The 15672-nt window shown below is 53.8% G+C and carries 16 protein-coding genes and 3 tRNA genes; 3 read left to right on the forward strand and 16 right to left on the reverse strand.

The annotated features are described in order from the left end of the window. Positions 1 to 63: 63 nt before the first annotated feature. The 3 genes from PEL01S_RS24540 to PEL01S_RS24550 form a co-directional block, all read right to left on the reverse strand. Positions 64 to 459, reverse strand: a complete 396-nt coding sequence (locus PEL01S_RS24540; RefSeq protein WP_127462128.1) for a VOC family protein — start codon at positions 457 to 459, stop codon at positions 64 to 66. A gap of 171 nt (positions 460 to 630) precedes the next feature. Continuing rightward, a complete protein-coding gene (gene purU, locus PEL01S_RS24545; RefSeq protein WP_127462129.1) occupies positions 631 to 1524 on the reverse strand; it encodes a formyltetrahydrofolate deformylase in 894 nt (297 codons plus the stop codon). Between the two features lie 44 nt (positions 1525 to 1568). After that, entirely contained in the window at positions 1569 to 2696 is a 1128-nt protein-coding gene (locus PEL01S_RS24550; RefSeq protein ID WP_063188390.1) for a deoxyribonuclease IV, read from the reverse strand. 145 nt (positions 2697 to 2841) lie between these two features. Here PEL01S_RS24550 and PEL01S_RS24555 point away from each other — a divergent pair, with 145 nt between their 5' ends. Then, positions 2842 to 3291, forward strand: coding sequence for a DUF2621 domain-containing protein (locus PEL01S_RS24555; RefSeq protein WP_082420497.1), 450 nt, complete (start codon positions 2842 to 2844; stop codon positions 3289 to 3291). A 69-nt stretch (positions 3292 to 3360) separates the two neighbouring features. Here the strand turns inward: PEL01S_RS24555 and PEL01S_RS34625 are convergent, their stop codons facing one another. From PEL01S_RS34625 to PEL01S_RS24605, 11 genes are all read right to left on the reverse strand, one after another. Next, complete coding sequence (locus PEL01S_RS34625) at positions 3361 to 3537, reverse strand: hypothetical protein (protein WP_010494577.1); 177 nt, start codon at positions 3535 to 3537, stop codon at positions 3361 to 3363. A gap of 97 nt (positions 3538 to 3634) precedes the next feature. Further along, entirely contained in the window at positions 3635 to 5059 is a 1425-nt protein-coding gene (locus tag PEL01S_RS24560) for an S-layer homology domain-containing protein (RefSeq protein WP_163768074.1), read from the reverse strand. A 150-nt stretch (positions 5060 to 5209) separates the two neighbouring features. Beyond that, the gene (locus tag PEL01S_RS24565) at positions 5210 to 5953 is read right to left on the reverse strand and encodes a glycerophosphodiester phosphodiesterase (RefSeq protein WP_127462131.1); all 744 of its coding nucleotides are present in this window, start codon (positions 5951 to 5953) and stop codon (positions 5210 to 5212) included. Between the two features lie 126 nt (positions 5954 to 6079). Next, entirely contained in the window at positions 6080 to 8296 is a 2217-nt protein-coding gene (locus PEL01S_RS24570; RefSeq protein WP_127462132.1) for a YhgE/Pip domain-containing protein, read from the reverse strand. A gap of 198 nt (positions 8297 to 8494) precedes the next feature. After that, positions 8495 to 8674, reverse strand: coding sequence for a putative motility protein (locus tag PEL01S_RS24575; RefSeq protein WP_010494568.1), 180 nt, complete (start codon positions 8672 to 8674; stop codon positions 8495 to 8497). Between the two features lie 504 nt (positions 8675 to 9178). Further along, a complete protein-coding gene (locus tag PEL01S_RS24580) occupies positions 9179 to 9979 on the reverse strand; it encodes an anti-sigma factor (protein ID WP_127462133.1) in 801 nt (266 codons plus the stop codon). Between the two features lie 5 nt (positions 9980 to 9984). Beyond that, positions 9985 to 10551, reverse strand: coding sequence for a sigma-70 family RNA polymerase sigma factor (locus PEL01S_RS24585; RefSeq protein WP_127462134.1), 567 nt, complete (start codon positions 10549 to 10551; stop codon positions 9985 to 9987). Positions 10552 to 10739: 188 nt separating this feature from the next. Further along, the gene (locus PEL01S_RS24590; protein WP_218032555.1) at positions 10740 to 12044 is read right to left on the reverse strand and encodes a plastocyanin/azurin family copper-binding protein; all 1305 of its coding nucleotides are present in this window, start codon (positions 12042 to 12044) and stop codon (positions 10740 to 10742) included. Positions 12045 to 12212: 168 nt separating this feature from the next. After that, positions 12213 to 12295: transfer RNA gene (locus tag PEL01S_RS24595), tRNA-Leu, on the reverse strand. Positions 12296 to 12448: 153 nt separating this feature from the next. Beyond that, positions 12449 to 13345, reverse strand: a complete 897-nt coding sequence (locus PEL01S_RS24600) for a manganese catalase family protein (RefSeq protein WP_063188407.1) — start codon at positions 13343 to 13345, stop codon at positions 12449 to 12451. Positions 13346 to 13379: 34 nt separating this feature from the next. After that, on the reverse strand, positions 13380 to 13799 hold the full coding sequence (locus PEL01S_RS24605; protein WP_108530868.1) for a pyridoxamine 5'-phosphate oxidase family protein: 420 nt from the start codon (positions 13797 to 13799) through the stop codon (positions 13380 to 13382). A gap of 157 nt (positions 13800 to 13956) precedes the next feature. Between PEL01S_RS24605 and PEL01S_RS24610 the strand changes: the two genes are divergently transcribed. Beyond that, positions 13957 to 14166 carry a CsbD family protein gene (locus tag PEL01S_RS24610; protein ID WP_127462136.1) on the forward strand — a complete coding sequence of 70 codons (210 nt, stop codon included), beginning with the start codon at positions 13957 to 13959 and terminating at the stop codon, positions 14164 to 14166. Positions 14167 to 14270: 104 nt separating this feature from the next. Here PEL01S_RS24610 and PEL01S_RS24615 read toward each other — a convergent pair. Next, positions 14271 to 14353, reverse strand: a tRNA-Leu gene (locus tag PEL01S_RS24615). 47 nt (positions 14354 to 14400) lie between these two features. Then, a tRNA-Glu gene (locus tag PEL01S_RS24620) sits at positions 14401 to 14472 on the reverse strand. Between the two features lie 168 nt (positions 14473 to 14640). On the opposite strand from PEL01S_RS24620, the gene corA reads away from it, so the two are divergent. Further along, on the forward strand, positions 14641 to 15573 hold the full coding sequence (gene corA, locus PEL01S_RS24625) for a magnesium/cobalt transporter CorA (RefSeq protein ID WP_127462137.1): 933 nt from the start codon (positions 14641 to 14643) through the stop codon (positions 15571 to 15573). Positions 15574 to 15672 lie beyond the last annotated feature (99 nt).

Below are 15672 nucleotides of genomic sequence, written 5' to 3' on the forward strand. Positions count from 1 at the left end.
TTGCGCTATCGGCATTCCGGTTTTTTCTTTGCTTCCACAGACACCGTCGAACGTCTTGCCCCCTCAATGTGCAGTACGGCCCCTTTCATTGGAGACTTCGATCAAATTGCCGTCGGGGTCCCGAAAATAGACCGACAGGATCGGTCCTTCGGCGCCGGTTCGAGCGACCGGTCCCTCCGTGACCGCAACACCGCACACATCCAGATGGCTTAGCACCTCGGCCACCGGCACCTTCGTCAGAAAGCAAAGATCCGCCGAGCCCGGCACCGGCTTGTCCGCCTTCGGCTCCCACTCGCGGCCTTGGGGGTGAAGATTGATCTTTTGACGGCCGAACCGCAATGCCTTCCGGCCTTCGCCGAAAGTTACGACCTCCATCCCCAGCACGCGGGAATAGAAAGCGCATGTCGCCTCCACATCCGCTACGGTCAATACCAAGTGATCCAATCGTTCGACGTTCATCCTCATCGCTCCTCTGTACCGTACTATGCTCCCAAGTTCCAATCCTACTCTTTTTCGGCATGGAAATCGACTTTTCGCACAACCCCGCCATCGGGCCATATAAAAAAGCGAAGGCCGCTACCCTCCCCTATTCCGGAAGGCATGGCACTTCGCTCCGTACACATGATGAAGTTAACTGAACACAACCGTTTTGTTCTGATGCACGATGACCCGGTCCTCGACGTGCCAGTTGACGGCGCGCGCCAGTACCGTACGCTCGATATGGCGGCCGATCCGCTTCAAATCGTCCACGTTGTCGCGGTGGCTTACCCGCTGGACGTCCTGCTCGATAATCGGTCCGCCGTCCAGCTCCTCCGTGACGTAATGCGCGGTTGCGCCGATAATTTTCACGCCGCGGTTGTACGCCTGCGCATACGGCTTGCCGCCCACGAAGGCCGGAAGGAACGAGTGATGAATATTGATGATTTTGTTCGGGAAGTGCTCGATAAATTTCGGCGATATAATCTGCATGTAACGGGCCAAAATGACGACGTCCACTTGACCGCTAACCAGCTCAAGCTGCCGCTTCTCCGCCTCCGCCTTCGTATTAGGCGTGACCGGAATATGATGGTACGGAATGCCGAGCGGCTCCACCAGCCCGCGCATATCGTCGTGGTTGCTGATGACCATGGCGATATCGGCATCCAGGTCACCCGACTGCCAGTGCCACAGCAGCTCCAGCAGACAATGGTCTTCCTTCGAGACGAAGATCGCGAGTCTCTTCTTGCGGCTTGCCCGGGTGATGCTCCACTTCATGTTGAATTCCGCGGCAACCACGGCAAAATCGGCCTTCAACTGCTCGCGGCGCGCATCCAGATTGTCCAAATCGAACTCGATTCGAATGAAGAACAACCCGCCTTCCGGGTCCATCGTATATTGATCGGACTGTACGATGTTGGCGCCGTGTTCGTACAGGAAGCGCGATACCGCAGCCACGATACCGGGGCGGTCCGGGCAGGACACGAGCATCCGCGCGCGATTCGTTAAATTCGTGCTTTTCGATTTGGAAGTAACGTTCGAAACCATGCGTTGTTGATCTCCTTCATTGTCAAAACATAGAATGTCTTTTCTTATACCGTAGCGAACAAATGCTCGCCCGCAAACCACGCGGTCAGGCGGTGGTTAATTTGTTCCTCGTTCAGCTCAGGGAACAGGCTGTCTGCGACGATCAGGTCGTACAAGCGCTCCATCGGCTCGCGGCCGTCCGCCTTTTTCGCTTTGGCGTCCGTCTTAAGCACTTCCCAGGTTTGCAGCACGTACGCTCTAGGATCGATATCCTGCTTCGTGAAGAAATGAGCCAGTCGCTCGACATCCGACAGGAAGCCGTCGCCGAAACGCGTTTTGACCGTACCGCCGAGCAGCGCGATTTCCGCTTCGTACATCGGCCGCTGCGAGCTGTCTTCCTTGCCGATCCACGGCGTCTCCAGAATGAACGGAAGATGCTTCAGCTTCTCATGGTGAACGACGTTATGCATCGCTTGGAAGCCGATCCAACCGGCGCCGACAGGGGCATGGCGGTCTTTGGATGCGCCTTTCGGGTTTTTGCTGTCGTTCAGATGCACGACGGCAATGCGGTCCAAACCGACCGTGCGGTCGAACTGCTCCAGCACGCCGTCGAGATCGTTCACAATATCGTAGCCCGCATCGCTGACGTGGCACGTATCGAGGCAGACGGTCAGCTTGCCGTTATCTTCTACCTTTTCGATAATAGTGGCCAGCTCCTCGAAGCTGCGGCCCATCTCCGTGCCCTTGCCTGCCATCGTTTCCAGCGCGATGTTGACATTCGTATCCTTCACGCCGCTCAGCACTTCGTTCAAGCCCTGCGCAATGCGTGCGAGCCCGTATTCGGCATCCTTGTCCGTATAAGCCCCGGGATGAAGCACGATCTGCTTCACGCCCAGATAATCCGTACGGCGGATTTCTTCCTGCAGGAAGCGGACAGCCAGCTCGTACGTGTCATCCTTGTAGGAGCCCAGATTGATAATATACGGAGCATGAACGATAATCTCTCCGATGCCATGCTGCTCCATCACGGCTTTGCCTTCTTCGATATATTGATTTTCGATCGGTTTGCGGCGCGTATTCTGCGGCGCCCCCGTATAAATCATAAACGTTCCGGAGCCGTAAGATACGGCTTCGTTGGCCGCATTCAGCAGCCCTTTATCCGAAAACGAAACGTGCGATCCGATTCTGACCATGACCGGGAATCACTCCTTTTTCATCTCACTTCCATCTATTTTACTAGGATCGGGACAAGAAATCTAGAATAGGAAATATTCTCTTGCAGGTTCCGTTTTCCTCCAGCGGAAAGTGAGGTATAATGGAAGGGAGGTGAACGTTTTCATGTGGTATGCGATGAACGATGCCCCGGCCGAGGGGTTTATGTGGTTTATCATTTTTTGGGTATTCGTGCTGCTGTTCATGATGTCGGTGGGCGGCTATTTTATGTTCCGAAAGTTTTTCAAGGTGCTTCCCCGGGAGGACGGCAAATCGAAGCTGGATTGGCAAAATCATTACGTCGAATCGTCCCGCCACCTGTGGACGGAAGACTCCAAAGCGTTCCTCGACATGCTGGTCGAGCCCGTGCCTACTCCGTTCCGCGACATTGCGAAGCATTCCATCGCCGCCCGGATCGGTCAAGTGGCGCTGGAGGCGAAGGCCGACGCGGTCACGCGGGAGCATTGCATCGAAGGATATATCTTGGCAACGCCCAAGCGCGATTACCGCAGTCTGACCTCGTATTTGGACAAAAAGCAGATCGACTACAGCCCCTTCAAGCATCTGCTTCAATAAATTGTTTTTTCGAGCAAACGTAACGAAGCCCGGACCTATTCGTCCGGGCTTCGTTGTCGTACATCAGGATCAGGGCTCGTCGAGAACCTTCTCCTCCTCATTCTGATCTTGGCGCGCAGCTTCGAGTACGTCTAGATCCGTCTCGCTCTGCCCTTGGATGGCGGCCGCCGCATCCGCCTGATTGGCGAGCTGCTCCTCCGCTTGTCCTATGCCGTGCGCGCCTTGATGTCCTCTGCTGGATGCCATGGGGAACCTCCGGTTTTGTCCGTTTTGTCGGGAAGACACCGTTTAGTATGATCCCTGCGGCCAGCCTTTATCCGGTTAATAAACCATTCCGCTTAGCCTAAGGCTTCGTAGAAGTCGATTTGGTCTTCTCCTTCTTCTTGCTCGGCTCTACGTCCGACAATTGCACCGACAGCGTCGTCAGATCGTCGGTCCGCTTGTTTTTGTCCGGATTGCGCAGCTGCGAGCGGAGGCCGACCGTCGTTACACCGCTGACTTGTAGCGTTAGCGGAAACTCCTCCTGCTTGACGAAGCCGACGCGGCCGTCAACGATCACGTACATATCGACCTTCTCATCGGACTTCAAGGTAATGGTCAAATATTTGGCGCCTTTTGGCTGCACGGCGGCCTCGATTTCGCCCTTCTGCTGCAGATTTTTCACGATAACGCCCTTGTCGTCAAAATAGTCGGTGACTCTAACGATCGATTTATCCGACCAATTGATCGTACCGTCCTGCGAATAGCCGCCGTTCGGAGGCGTGATCGTATTGCTGTTCGGGTTATTATTGAAGCTGCTGCTGCCGGAAGATCCGTTCGAACTGCCGGTGCTGCCCGAATCCGTCCCTGTCCCGGCCGGATTGAAAGGAAGCGCTAAATCCACCGTCGTATAATCCCAGAGCCAGCCGTTCTTTTTCAAATACGTGTACACACGGTCTAGAATCGTCACCGCTTCGGCGCGGGTCACGTAGTCTTTCGGACGGAAATAGCCCTGATCGTTCGGCGTCATAATGCCGCTTGCTTTTAGGCTGGCCAACGCTTTGGCCTGTACATTGGACAGCTCGTCCTTCCCCAGACTGCAATCCCCGGTGTTTTTGCCGAGAATGAGCGTGACGAACACATCGTTGCTTTCCACGTCCATCAAGCCGTCCTCGACATATCGTCCGTCCGCTTGAGCGACTTGGTACTCCGCTTCCGTTTTGAACATTTTGACCGGAACGTCTTTCAATTCCGAAACGACCGAGCATACGTCATTATCGCTAAAACGCTTTTCCATCAAACGATTGTCGAAATACGCATACAACAGCTGGGCAAGCTGCAGACGAGTCAGCTGCATATCGGGGCGAAAAGCCAAATTTCCGTCCCGGCTCAGCCCGTACCCTCCGATCTTGAACGAGCCATCGTAAATCTCCGATATGGGCTTATGCGCCCAATGCAGTTCAGGTACGTCGGTAAAATAAGTAATTTTTTGCATCCCGGTGGCCAGTGCGTTCGGACGATACTTATCGAATAACCGATACACCATAGCCGTCCATTCCGCCTTGCTGATCGTCTTGTTCGGACGGAAGTTGCCGTCGGGATACCCAGTCAGCACCTGCTTATTCGCCATGAGTCGGATCGACTCGACGGCCCAAGCATACTGCTTCGCATCAACATCCGGAAACACATTCACTTCCGCCGATGCGGGTCTGGGCCACAACGACAACAGCACAGACAACGACAGCAGTACCGCAAGCTTGCGGTACCATGAAGAATACATCTTGTTCATTGCGAAACCTCCCATCTCTTTCCTTATTATCGGACGAACGGGCGCAGAATGTTACCTTTTGACAAAATTGCCCACGAAAAAAAGCGCACAGGCATAACTGGACTCTTTTCATCCGTTGTGTGCCTATTGCGCTCCTTATTAAAATCCCCTTCAGGCCTTTTCTTCGTTCAACAAGTTTCTGAGTCGCCCCGGAAAGTCCGTAATGATCCCCGAAACGCCGGCATCGATAATCCGGCGAAGGTCTTGCGGTTCGTTGACCGTCCAAGGGTAGACCCGAAGGCCGTATCCTGTCGCTTCAGCCGCGTCCCCGGCATCGATCGTATGATGCTGCGGATGAATCGAATAGACGTTCAGTCCCTCGGCTGCCGCAGCCATCTGACGATGCGAGACGAAATTGGCCACATAGAGCAGCCCCGCCCGCAGATTGGGAATCGTCTCTTGCAGCTGTTTTAACACCTTATGGTTAAACGACGAGACAACCACGCTGTCTAGCCGATTGTACTGTGCAAGCAGCTCCGCCAGTCGTTCCGCCAGTCGTGGAGTATAGGAGCATTTAACCTCGACGTTGATCATAATTTCCAAAGGAACGAGCTGGAATACTTCTTCCAGCAAAGGCAGCCGCTCCCCGGTGAACCGTTCGTCGAACCAGCGTCCGGCATCCAGCCGCATCAGCTCCGCCACCGTCAGCTCCGCGATGGCCCCGGTACCGTCCGTCGTGCGTCCAACCGTATGGTCATGGCAAACGATTACTTCCCCGTCCGCCGACAGGTGCACGTCCAGCTCAATCGCGTCCGCACCTTGCCGAAGGGCTAGCTCGAATGAAGCCAGCGTATTTTCCGGCGCCTCGCCGGCAGCACCGCGGTGGCCGATTACTATAGGTTGTTGTATGGTCATATCCGTTTCCTCCCCTGGTTCAACCGCTTGGGTCTATTATCCGATGGAAGAAACGGAGAGGCAAGCCCTATTAGGCAAATCCGATGTAAAGAAACTGTAAATTCGTTAAATGGAGCCGTGTCCTAGTCAGGATTGCACGGATTCCTCCTGCAACTGGTGAATGATTGTTTTCCGCTTGACGAGGTAGAGCATAACAAGCGCGCCGACGCCGTATGCCGCCAATATCAGCGCATCGTTCGCAATCGTTGCAGCGTCGCCGATCGAAATCAGATGCCTGAATCCTTCTACCGCGTAAGTCATCGGCAGTGCCGGATGGATGAAATTGAAGAACCTCGCTTCCAGCTCGACCGGATACGAGCCGCTGCTGGACGTCAGCTGGAGCATGAGAATAACGATGGCAACAAAACGTCCCACATCGCTGCCGAGAATCGAGATCAGCATGAACAGAATCGCCGCGAACGTTAATCCGAGCAGCAGCGCGAACCCGTATAAGTTAATCGCCGGCAGCACCGTCGGAATCCCGAGTCCTGTATGGAGAATGAAGACCGACAGCACCGATTGAAACACGCTGACGGAAGCCAGCGCAAGATATTTGTTGATAAGGTACGAGATCGGCCGCTTCGGCATTGAGACGACCTTGTTCAGATCGATAACGAAAAAAAGCACCAGCGACCCTACCCACAAGGACAGCGCGATAAAATAAGGCGCAAATCCCGTGCCGTTGTTCGGCACCGGATGCAAGTTGTTCTCCGTTACCTTCACCGGGGAGACGATCGTATTGATCCGCTGCTCCGCTTGCCCGTCCATCGCCGCCATGCCCGCCGCCTCGCCAAGCTTCGCGGCAAGCTCCTGCTGGCCGGCGTTAATGTCCTTCAGACCGGCGGAAAGCTGCGTACTGCCGTCGTACAGCCTGGTCACGCCGTCCTGCAGCTGATGGAATCCGCTGCCGAAGGCATTGAGGCCTTCGACCAGCGCCGTGCTGCCTTGCTGCAGCTGATTGACGCCATTGGCGAGTTGGCCGAGCCGTCCGGACAAATCGTCCACCAGCTGCTTATTCCTGTTCAGTTGGTCCAAGCTGTTGCGAACGGTGGTTTGCATCGACTGCAGCCCGGCTTGCAGCTCGTTCATATGCGCCGAGAGCTGGTCACGGGCAACCTTGATCTGTTCGACCGACTTGGAGGTAGAGCTGCGCATCTGGTCAAGCGATGCCTTCACATCGCGCAAGGCCTGATCTAATTCAAGCCGCTGCGCATTCGCCGTCTTCAGTTTGTCGACCGCCCCCTTGAACCGCTCATTGCCGGTAATTTCGCTGAACTGCTCGCCAAGCGCCAGCAGATCTGCGATGGCACCGTCAAGCTGATCCTTTTGCTTCTGCAATCGGCCGCCTATGCCCGAATCCCAGACGCGCTGTAGCTCATCGATTCGGCGATTCGTATCCTGCAGGGACGCGCCGATCACATCCAGTGCGTTAAGCCCGAACTTCAGCGATTGATTGGAAGCGTCGATCACCTTGCTGAGCCGCTCCGCCTCAGCCGTCAGCTGATTGATCGGCTCCAGTATCTTCGATAGCTGCGCATTCAGCTTGTCGATCCCTCCTGCGCCTAATCCGACGGCCGTATCCAGCCGAATGATGCCGTTCTCCAGCTGGTTCGCGCCGTCCAGCAGCTTCGTCAGCCCGTCCGAGAGCGGCTTCATACCGTCCTGGGCTTGCTTCAGACCATCCTGCAAGGAAGTCGCGCCGTCCTGCGCCTTCTTCGTTCCTTCCGCCAGCTTGGCCGCCCCGTCGGCCGCCTTCTTCAGCCCCTCGCCGCCGTTAAGAATTTGGTCGAAGATGATGCGCACATATTTCTCCGTCATTTGCTTTTCCAGCTCGTGTGCAACCTTATCCATCACGCTGCGCACCACTTTGACGCCGAGCATGTTAGCCCCTTCGTTGACGGCGTACGAAAGCTGACTCGCTCTGGGCTGCGGCGTGCCCGGGCTATAGGCCGTTTCGGTGAAGTCCGGCGGGATTGTCAGCACCATAAAATAGCGCAGCTTCTCGATTCCCCCCGCTCCTTGCTCCGGACTGACTTCCGTCCAAGAAGTCTGCTTGTCGGCAAGCAGCTTGTCCGTTAGCTCCCGACCCAGATGAATCGGGTTGCCATTCTGTGACATTCCGTGATCCAGATTAACAATCGCCAGGGGCAAATGGGGCAAAAAGTCGGTCGGATTCCAAAACGCCCATAAATAAATGAAACTATACATCAGCGGCAGGACCATCAAGCCGAGCACCGAGCGGCGCGCCATGTTGGAGCTCCACATTTGCCGGATATCGTGCCATGCCATTTGAAAACCGTTCATCAATCGCTCCACTCGCTTTTGTCCATAGATTCTCCCGCCTGCATACGATTTCCTTATGCTGTGCTTTTAGTATTCTTCGATCCGCAAAACCTATCCTAATCGGTAACGCAAAAAAACCTGCCCAGGCTTCGGATTTACCCAAAGCGCAGGCAGGTTCATGCATACTTCATGTTTTTGAATAGGTGAGGCTGAGGGAGATCAGATACGAATATCCAAGTTTTTGCCCAAGTTCGGATGCTGTGCCGCCGCAAAATCCTGAAGCAGCGTTGCCGCTTGGGAAGCCTGGGAGTCCTTCATTTGACTTAGCAGAGCAATGCCGACCGCCTGCTTCAATGCGTCTCCGCCGCTAACGGCGTTCAATGCTGCGTTAATTTGCACAAGCTCGCCTCATTTCTTCGGAAGTGGAGCAAACGCCAAAAGTCCGTTCGCTAAGGCCAGTATAATCGAAATAAATAAGCCCTTCAATACAAATAAAGGAAATTGCCGTTTTCTGCCGAACCCTATTCCTATTGACATAATTCTTAGTAACGCGAGGTGTTTCCCCTGTCTATTCAGCCCTACGTCATCGTAATCGCCGGTATCCTGCTTGTGATTTGTTTGGCTGTCTTCCTTCCGAAGTTTTTCAGACGAAATCGATTCGGCCGGTCCGACGGTAAAACTCAAGCCAAACAAAGCTGCTCCTTTTGCCGACGAAAGGTTCCTTCGAAGGAGCTTGCCTTTTACGCCAGAGCCGGCAAACCCGTCGGCGTCTGTCGAGCTTGTCGGCCGAAAGCGGAGCGTCAGGACCTCATGCGTTTATGATCGTCCATCCGTTATGACGCTAGGAAGCGAATGGACTTTCTTTGAAGCAAGCAACCAGCCGGACGCCTTTCTTGTTCCGTTTCAGGTGCCCAGCACTTTTTTCCCGCGCGGCTCGGACCCACGGGAATCGGGCTCCAGCGTAATTCCGATGCCGTCGAAGGAAGTATCCTCAAGCCCCATGTCCCAAGTCAGCACTCCTGCTCCTTGAGAATCGACCTGGAACGTTCCGCAGTTGGAACGCTTCCCGTCGCGCAGCAGCCACACTTGATACGCCTGAACCCCATCCGTCGGCCGCAAACCGTGAAACTGTAGCACCAGCTGCGCTTTATTGCCTTGGCGCGTCAACCATCCCTGCCCGGCTGCCGACGGAAGCGCTTGGTCGAAAGCTTTCAGCCTGTATTGTCCGATCACTTCCACAGGAATGGCCAGCCGGGCTTCCGGCCGCTCGATAGAGGATTTGAACGGGAGGCTAAAGTCCCCGACGATGGCGGTTCCCGCTCCGCAAACGAAGAAGAACAGCGCAGCCGCCGTATACCCGAGCCCTTTCGTCCACCGTTTGCGGCGCCGTGCCGCCCCATCGTTAAGACGCCACTCCACGGTCGGCCGCTTATCCGCCGGACGCTCTTCAAGGAGCGTTTCCCCGCCCGCAGACACAGGCTCTCCAAGCACCTTTCCTAGCACCTGCTCTTTTAAGCCTTCAGGCAATTCCATCAGCTCAGCTTCAGCGGGCAGTGCTTGCCACGTCTGCCGAAGCTCCGCAAGCTCTTGAGTACAAGTCCGACACGCGGACATATGACGCTCGAACGCCCGCTTCCGTTCCTCCGAAAGCTCATCTAGAAAATAAGAAAAGCATAGCTCGCATCCCGATTCTTCTCGAACCATGTCGTTCACTCCTCTCTCCAAGACGTCATGTGCTTGCGCAGCAATTTCAAGCTTTGGTGGAGCCGGCTTTTCACTGTTCCGAGCGGCTCTTCCAACATCTCGGCAATTTCGCTTAAGGTGTAGCCCTCCCAATAAAAAAGCCGGATTAGCTTGATCTGTTGTTCTGACATATATCGGTATGCCTCTTCCAGCTGTTGCTTGAACAGCTTCCGAGAGACAGGATCTGCAAAAGGATGGACATCCGTCGCGCCTAATTCCGCTTCGATCCTATGCTCTAGCGGCACTAGGGCGGATTGCTTTCTTAATTTCCGCAGCTGGTCAATCGTCAAATTACGGGTAACGGTTAGCAGCCAATTGACGAATAGCCCCTTGGCCGGATCGTATCCGCTCTCCGTCGTCCAAATGCGGGTATATACCAACTGCACAACGTCCCGGGCAAATTCGGGGTCCTTCCTTGCTTTCATAGCGAACGAATAGACCAGCTTGGCATATCGGTCGTAAAGCGCATGAAGCGCTTCGCTTTGTTTGGCTTTGATTAGTTCCATCAACTGCTCGTCCGAATAATGCTGCACGTATCGGAACACCCCCGTCTCTGACGCCGCGTTCCTTGTTCCGGTTAAAAACGAATAACAGGAAGCGAATTGACTCCATATTCCGACATTTCTTTTCGTTTGGCAACATGCAATTTTTAGCCGTTCCACATCAAACAACCCGAGGCCCTCCTTGCGGCGGGTACCCCGGGTTAACGTTAAGTCACATCTTACTTGACGATAATCGTCGCTTTCATCTCTGCTTTATGCGGAGCGCAGTAATACGTATACGTCCCCGGCTTGGTCAGCGTGATCGTTTCGGATTCGCCTTCTCCCAGCAGCTTCGTTTCGAATACCGGCTTGCCGTTGTCGCCGAGCGTATCCGATACGGCATTATGCTTGACTTTATCTTTATTCGTAAACGTTACTTTCAAGCCCGCTTCGACCGTCATTTCTTTGACGGAGAAAGCGAACCCGGTCATCTGTACCTGATATTCCTTAGAAACAGCCGCCTGCTTATCTTCCTGCTTCGGGCTGACGCCTTCCGGTTTCGCTGTGAACCATACGTTGTTAACGCCTTGTCCGTTGACATCCCCCGCCTTCGTGTCTTTCAGGAAATAGTAAAGCGGGCTTCCCTTGTATGTCGTTTGCTTCGTGCCGTCCTCCCGCGTAATAACGCCAAAATCTTCTATGTTCAAGGACGCCGGAAGCTGCAGTGATTCCGCTTTGAATACCGGCCAGTTGACTGCGCATTGATCCTTGCAAGCGCTCTGGAACGGCGTGTCCTTCGTAAACGTGTAAAGCGCTTTGCCGGAACCGTCCGTCAAATAAGTACCGACCTTATCGTTCGTCGCGAGACGAACGGACGACGCGGCTGCAGCCGCCGCAGCTTCAGCAGTAACGACCTTTTGGCCAACGAGAGCATCCAGCAGCGTCTTGTCCCCGGCCTTTAGCTTCGCCCCGAGCGCCTCCACCGTTGCCGTAGCGATGTGCCCGTTATTCAGATTGCCCGCTTCGGCAATTTTTTTCAAGCCCTTGCCTTCCGCAAAGCGAATCGTATCTGCAAAAGCAAAATCGGTATCCTGCTTATAGCCAAGCGATTCCAAAATCACTTTGTAATACTGCTGCGCTGTGATCGAATCCATCGGTTCGAACCGTCCCGCGCCGGGCCCGGTCCACCCAAGCTGCGGATTCGCTTTCAAGTAGCCCAATACCGCCTGGTTGCTTTCATTGACCGCGCCGGCATCGTCGAAATTTGCGCTCCCTTTGAAGCCCAGAGCTTCGCTCTCCAAGCCCTTCAGCCGCAGAAACAAAATCGCCGCCTGCAAACGGGTCGTCGATTGGGACAAGTAGCTTGCCGTTACACCACTACCATCGCCCTGCAATACCCCCAGCTCCGCAGCGATTTGCGCATCCGTTTTGACAGCGACCGCCGTGGCCTTGGAATTGTCCGCAGCAGGTGCAGCGTTTGCAGACGTTGAGATCGTCAGGGCACTTCCCAGCAGTAGGACTGCACGTTTCCAGTGTTTGTTCATCATCAGATTCCTCCTCGAATTTTGAAGGCTATTGGTTCATTCAAATAGAGGAAACGCTGCCAAAGCGAAAACGGTTTGACGTTAAATGCAAAAAAGATTTTTTTGTCCGGAAAAAGCAAAAAGCCCTGAAGATTCAGGGCTTTGCACGACCAGTAGGCTATTTGGATATGCGGTTGAGAGGACTCGAACCTCCACGGGCGTACGCCCACTACCCCCTCAAGATAGCGTGTCTGCCATTCCACCACAACCGCGGATGTATTATTCATTGTATAGGTTTCACAGGAAAAAGTAAAGTGGCATCCTTTAGCAGAGCATTTCCCCCGGAAACGCCCGTAACAGACACAAGAAGCGAATCTGTCCCGAGGGAAACGGAGTTTGTCCGCAAAGTTTAGACGATCCCGCCTTTACATTCCCGCAGACCGCTGAAGCCTTCTCGCAATTTCCATAAACTCCTCTGGGCCGATGCCCGGAGCGAATTCTTCCTGCACCTCGTCCAGCTCCGGAACGGGTCCGCCTTCCGGCGTACCGTCAACCACTTCCAGCGGTTGCCCGTCCTCCGGATGAGAGCCTTTCCAGATTTGCCGTATCTCCTCATAAGCGTCGTCGCTGAAACGGTACAGCTTGCGATGGAGACCCTGTTCCTCGTATTTTCGGGTTGTTTCGAACGCCCGGTTGCTCAGATTAGGCACCGGAATGAGCTTCGTCATATCAACTCCAGTCGCGATTTCCAGCGCCTTGGCATAGGCAACGACATGCACGCCGCCGCGAACGAGCAGATAACCGACCATTTCGCGCGCCACGGGATGGTCCGTCATTTCATACACGCGCATTTTATGCGTCCTCGCCCCGCATTCCAAGAAAAAATTGTGCAGCAGGTCCAGCACCAGGTTGCCGCTATTGAACACGTAGTCCCCTGTCCAGCCTTTGCCCATGGAGTCCAACGGCAGAGCCGTTTGCGCCGAGGCGATAAAATGGTGCGAGTTCCGCTTGTCGAGCGCGTCCATCATCGGTGCCGCATTCGGATCGGTCGGCTGCGTAGACCCGGTCAAGCACAGGTTGATAGCATTCGTAACCAGCTCGACGTGGCCGAATTCCTCCGCCGTAATACTGCACACCAGATCGTAGAAGGGTTTCAGCTTTGTTTTGCCGCGAAAATTAAACGACTGAAACATGTAATTATTCAGCGTCGACATTTCCCCAAATCTTCCGCCCAGCAGCTCCTGAACGGCTGCCGCCGCATTCGGATCGGCGTGTTTCGGCTTCGGAAGCTCGATCGCAAGCTTATGAATACGTTTGAACACTCCTATCCCTCCCTGCTTGTCCCGACGGACCAAGTTATTTTTGCCACACTTGCGGCTCAGATTCCCCTTTGACGTATTCGATTCTCGTCGGATTCAGTTCAAGAACAATATAGTCCGGGTCGTGCGGCCCTTCAAACCAGCGGCTGAGTTCGTCGTTCCACAATTTCTCCTTCAGGTGGTTATCCGTACACAGCTTCGCTGTCGCTTCCATCTGCACGATTTCGGATGAGAGGGTTCCGTCATATCCTGTCAGAACAAATACGTTTGCATTTTCCCGCAGCTCGTCTACTTTGTCCGTTCGGCTGTTGGTCGCCAAATATACCGTGAGTCCTTCGTGAAACAACACCATGTACCGAATCTTTGGCCGATTGCCGTCGATCGTACCGAACGCGCAGACGTCATTCGCATCCAGCACCTTCATGATCTGCTCTTCCAGTTGCTCCGTCTTCAACATAAGAACATCTCCTTTCGGTTATGGAAGTCCGACTTCCTTCTTGATTACCCGAACGGCCGCAAGGCCAAACAAACCTTCGGCTCTCAAAAGAACTTGTTTCATAAGAGGACAGCCGGGTTAAATGCATAGTACATTTCTTCCAAAGGAGCTGATTCGAATGGATACTAACGTTTTGAAAGGAAAATGGAGGCAATTGAAGGGCGAAGCGCAAAAGCAGTGGGGCAAACTAACCGACGACGACCTCGATGTCGTTAACGGGGAAAAGGAAAAGCTCCTCGGGAAACTCCAAGAGAAATACGGGCATACCAAAGAAGCTGCGCAAGAGGAGTACGACCGCTGGGAAAGCGGCTGGCGCGACCGGCTTTAACTTTCCGCATGCTTAACTGCATGAAAAGTTTGCATCGCAGATAATTTATGGCACAAAGAGAAAGAGCCTACATCCGTTTGGATGCAAGCTCTTTCTCTTTGTGATGCGGTTGAGAGGACTCGAACCTCCACGAGCGTACGCCCACTACCCCCTCAAGATAGCGTGTCTGCCATTCCACCACAACCGCAGGTTAACGTAGGGATGCACCCGGCGGGTTCTCATCCCTACTATCTATGACCCGTAGGGGATTCGAACCCCTGTTACCTCCGTGAAAGGGAGGTGTCTTAACCCCTTGACCAACGGGCCATGCTGTGTATTAATGCCACCTTTTTGAGCGACAAGTGTTATTATAGCGGAATGCGTTGAGCTTGACAAGCCCCTTTTGCAAAAAAATCTCGCCTTTTTTGGAGGTCATCCTTCCCTATGTTACAATCAACTGCAAAAGGACCCCATTCCCCTACAGAGGTGTATTCGATGCTGGTATACAACCATGCTACCGGTCAAGTTACGGAACAGGAAGCCCGTTTTCCTGCCGACAATGAGAATGTTTGGCTCCATATGACAGCTCCAGAAGCCAAGCAGGTGGAACAAGTGCTTAAACATCAATTTCACTGCCATCCGCTTGTGGTCGAGGATTGCATCAAGCTAAAGCAGCGTCCCAAAGTGGACCGATACAAAGACCATGTCTTCATGACGTTCTTTGCCGTTGTGGACAAGCAGCTTACGACGGTCGAAATCGCTATCGTGATCGGTAAAAATTTTGTCATTACCATTTGTAAGGAACCGCTTCCTTTGTTCGACGAGCTGAAAACGCATTTGTTGCAGGTCGAGGGCAGCATGGAGCATAGCGGACGCATTTTATACTATTTGTTGGACCGCTGCGTGGATGACTATACCGACATCATCAATCAGATCGAGGACCGCGTCGACCGTCTGGAGCAAATGATTTACCGTAATCCTTACGTCCATGTAGCGCGTGAAATTTTTAAATCGAAACGAAAAATGCATCATCTCCGCCGTATTATTGCCGAAGAGAAAACGATGCTCGGCACGCTAACGCATCAGAACTTCCCTTACATCCGTCAGGAAGCGGATGTCTATTTCATCGACATCTATGATCACATTTCCCGTGTTGTCGATTCCTTGGATGTATTTCGGGAATCGCTAACCGGTCTGCTCGAGCTGCAGATGAGCATTAAGTCCGACCGCATGAACGAGATCATGAAGACGCTGACCATTATCAGCTCGATTTTTCTCCCGCTGACCTTTATCGTCGGCTTGTACGGTATGAATTTCAAAGATATTCCCGAGCTCAACTGGAACTTCGGGTACATATACGTTTGGATCGTTATGATCGTTGTTACGATCTCCATGTGGGCTATTTTTAAGTGGAAAAAATGGATTTAGCCCGGGGGAGCCTCCGGGGCGCATAGCTGCCGCTCCGACGCCCCCTTCGGCTCTCCGTAGACAATAAAAAAACCGCCTTTCGGCGGTTTCGTTTATTGT

The sequence above is a fragment of the Paenibacillus elgii NBRC 100335 genome, from assembly GCF_004000865.1.
Classification (GTDB): domain Bacteria; phylum Bacillota; class Bacilli; order Paenibacillales; family NBRC-103111; genus Paenibacillus_G; species Paenibacillus_G elgii.

What these genes read in the sequence shown, in the direction of transcription:
- PEL01S_RS24540 (WP_127462128.1), bottom strand. Translation starts at nt 459, where the DNA reads ATGAACGTCGAACGATTGGATCACTTGGTATTGACCGTAGCGGATGTG.
- purU (WP_127462129.1), bottom strand. Translation starts at nt 1,524, where the DNA reads ATGGTTTCGAACGTTACTTCCAAATCGAAAAGCACGAATTTAACGAAT.
- PEL01S_RS24550 (WP_063188390.1), bottom strand. Translation starts at nt 2,696, where the DNA reads ATGGTCAGAATCGGATCGCACGTTTCGTTTTCGGATAAAGGGCTGCTG.
- PEL01S_RS24555 (WP_082420497.1), top strand. Translation starts at nt 2,842, where the DNA reads ATGTGGTATGCGATGAACGATGCCCCGGCCGAGGGGTTTATGTGGTTT.
- PEL01S_RS34625 (WP_010494577.1), bottom strand. Translation starts at nt 3,537, where the DNA reads ATGGCATCCAGCAGAGGACATCAAGGCGCGCACGGCATAGGACAAGCG.
- PEL01S_RS24560 (WP_163768074.1), bottom strand. Translation starts at nt 5,059, where the DNA reads ATGAACAAGATGTATTCTTCATGGTACCGCAAGCTTGCGGTACTGCTG.
- PEL01S_RS24565 (WP_127462131.1), bottom strand. Translation starts at nt 5,953, where the DNA reads ATGACCATACAACAACCTATAGTAATCGGCCACCGCGGTGCTGCCGGC.
- PEL01S_RS24570 (WP_127462132.1), bottom strand. Translation starts at nt 8,296, where the DNA reads ATGAACGGTTTTCAAATGGCATGGCACGATATCCGGCAAATGTGGAGC.
- PEL01S_RS24580 (WP_127462133.1), bottom strand. Translation starts at nt 9,979, where the DNA reads ATGGTTCGAGAAGAATCGGGATGCGAGCTATGCTTTTCTTATTTTCTA.
- PEL01S_RS24590 (WP_218032555.1), bottom strand. Translation starts at nt 12,044, where the DNA reads ATGAACAAACACTGGAAACGTGCAGTCCTACTGCTGGGAAGTGCCCTG.
- PEL01S_RS24605 (WP_108530868.1), bottom strand. Translation starts at nt 13,799, where the DNA reads ATGTTGAAGACGGAGCAACTGGAAGAGCAGATCATGAAGGTGCTGGAT.
- PEL01S_RS24610 (WP_127462136.1), top strand. Translation starts at nt 13,957, where the DNA reads ATGGATACTAACGTTTTGAAAGGAAAATGGAGGCAATTGAAGGGCGAA.
- corA (WP_127462137.1), top strand. Translation starts at nt 14,641, where the DNA reads ATGCTGGTATACAACCATGCTACCGGTCAAGTTACGGAACAGGAAGCC.